Annotated in this window: 1 protein-coding gene; it reads left to right on the top strand. The window is 49.3% G+C overall.

Features of this window, described 5'->3' with window-relative positions:
• The coding region (locus tag VGA08_02085; GenBank protein HEX9679386.1) for an Ig-like domain-containing protein at positions 1-3,062 on the top strand (3,062 nt) is incomplete at both ends.

The raw sequence follows: 3,062 nt of genomic DNA on the forward strand, positions 1-3,062 counted from the left end.
GAGACCTTCACACATAACGGAACAGAAGAGGAGATTGCGGTAGAGACTGTTTCTAGTACTGGAGCTACTGATGTTGCTGGTAATGCTGAGAATGCCACTATTGATGATACTTTTGAGATTGATACTCAAAAGCCGACTATCATAGCCGTTGAAATGTTTGATGTTGATGGAGACGGTTCAATTGATGAAGTCTTGCTTACTTTTAATGACAATATCGTTGACGCGACAGTTACTCCCGCCAATTTCACGATTGGCGGTACGGCGGCTGACACGGTTTTAGCGACAACTTCAACCAACGGCACCGACGCCAATGTCGCTAATGATAACGAAATTACCATCGCGGTAGCCGCTGGTGTTGTCGGAACAGAGGCCAAGGAATTGGTTTACACAGCCGGCACCCTGACTGATGATGTTGGTAATGCCATGGCTAATCAGACTGTTCTGGCTGGCGCTGTTACTGATTCGGCCGCGCCGGTGGCAATCTCCGCTCAATATTTGGATGTTACAGCGATTGATGGGCGGGTTGATAGACTAGATGTAACTTTTTCTGAAAATATTACTTTAACGGCCTACGCTGACGGAGACTGGACAATTGGCGCCGGGACAGTGAATTTAGCTAATGAAACTAACGCCGTCGTTCAGGGCGGTAATGGCAATAGCGCTATTTTACGGATTTCCACTTTAGGCGACGCCGGAGTAACCGGTGGCGCGGTTAATCCAACCTACGCTTATACCAATAATACCAATAACTTAAACGATGGGATTAATAACACCCCGACATTCGGAGCCCAGGCGGCCACTGACGGCGCCGCGCCTGTTCCGTTGGGCGGTCAGGCGACATACCTGGATACCAACTCTAATGGAACAGTTAACAGGGTTGATGTCCTTTTCTCATCTGAAGTCACCAATACTTTAAGTGAATTTGAAGCGGCTGATCATGTGTTTTCCGGAACTTCAGCTTTGGGAGCAATTACGCCGACAGCCGCCGCGTTTGCCGGCAATACCTTGCAAATTAATGTCACCCCGGCCACCGCCAATGTGACTGGTTCGGCCGTAGCCCCAAATTACACTCACACCAATCAAGGCACGCTTGGTTCAGTAAATGATGGCCTTGGAAATGCTTCAGTTACTTTTGGACTTGGCGCTGTTAATGACGCCGCCGCGCCAGTGCCTCTGTCAGCTCAATACTTAGATACAAATGCTAATGGAACAGTTAATCGGGCTGATGTCACCTTCTCGGCTGAAGTAACTAACACCTTAAATGAATTTGAAGCTGGTGATCATGTCTTTTCCGCCGGCTCTGCCTTAGGGGTTATTACCTCAACCGCGGCTGCTTTTGTCGGTGATGTTTTGCAAGTAACTGTTACAGTTGCTAATGGCAATGTCACTGGATCAGTAGTTGTTCCAACATATACTTATACTAATCAGGCAACAGCCGGCTCTGTTAACGATGGGCTTGGCAATGTCGCTGTTACTTCCGGAGCAGTTAACAACGCCGACGGCGCTCCACCAATAATTTTATCCGGTACTTATACCGATAATGATAATGACGGACAAGTTGACCGGGCTGTTTTGACAACCACGGCTGATACAGGCATTGTTTGTACCGCCTTTTTCCCTACAGTTGATTTTACAGTTGGCACCGCCGGAACAATTGGCTTAGCGGAATCTCTCAACGATGGTTGTTTAACAAACGGCACTACCAATATAATTATTGCTGGTATTACGAGCCTTGCTGACACAACCGGCGGCCCGATTAATCCGATTGTCACCTATACTCAGCCGGGTAATGGGGTGGAAGATGGCGACGGCAATGACATCCCGACCGCCAATAATGTTACTTTGACTGACGCCGCCCGACCAAGAGTTAGTACGACGACGGCCACAACCATTGACTGGAATAATGATGGTTTTGTTGATGGTCAAAGAGTCACTTTCACGGAAGCCGTTGATGACTCAACTTTAACTGGTTTTACCGCTCCGGCGGCTGATATCGCCACGGTTGTTTTCCTGATAGCTGATGGTCCAACCAATACATATACTGTTGAAACAATTGATTTAAGCAACGCTACTGGTTTGGACGGTAATGTTGATGATAATGTTTTGGTGGTTAAAATAACTAATAATCAGGCAGGTTTTGACACCGGCGACGTGACAGATCTGACGATTACCGGCTCAACTTTAGCTGATTTAGTTGGCAACGTCATTCTAGACCACGCAAATGGAGATATTGCTGAACAAGACGGAGCCGCTCCAATCATTACTCTGCTCAACCCGCCTCACTTGTCAACCGGTATTCCAACCACCCAGTTAATTACTATTACTTTTAGCGAAGCGATGACCCAGGGAAGCATGGCCTCATCTTCAGTCGTGGACGATCCGGGCGGCTGGACTTTCCAGACCTGGACTTTAGGTGATACCCGGGTTGAATTAGTCCATAATAATTTCCTTAACGGGACTGTTTATGACATTACCCCCACTGGCACTGACGCCAGCGCCCAAACAGTCGCTTTGAGCAACGGCACGATTGTCCCAATTCCGTTTAGATTCACCACGGCCTTCGCCGGCGGCGGCGGCGGCACCGGCGCCAGCCATCCGCCATCAGTTATTGTCAGCGTTACCGGCGATCCCAGCCTGGGACTGACAATTGACGGCGGGGCGGAATCAACCGCTTCACTGGACGTGATGCTCAATCTGGATTATCAGAATGTTCTTGACATGAGATTTGCCAACAGCGCCGCTGAACTGGCCGCCGCTCCCTGGCAAAATCCGGTTTACACCAAGACCTGGCGGTTAGCTGAAGGACCGGCCGGTTCGCGGGAAGTTTTCGTCGAAGGCCGCGGCTACGAAGGCGCTGATAACGTGACTGCTTCTGATTCTATTAATTATCAGCCGCCGGCTGTTGAAGAAGAGCCAACTGAAGAAGACGAGCTGGTTCCGCCCGCGGTAACTCAATTAATGCCGGGCGAGCTGCTGAAAGGCGCCAGCTCATCAGCGGTTTACTATTACGCCAGCGACGGCGGCCGCTATGTCTTTTTCAATGAAACAATTTTCTTTACCTG

The sequence above is a fragment of the Candidatus Saccharimonadales bacterium genome (assembly GCA_036397795.1).
Classification (GTDB): domain Bacteria; phylum Patescibacteriota; class Saccharimonadia; order Saccharimonadales; family DASWIF01; genus DASWIF01.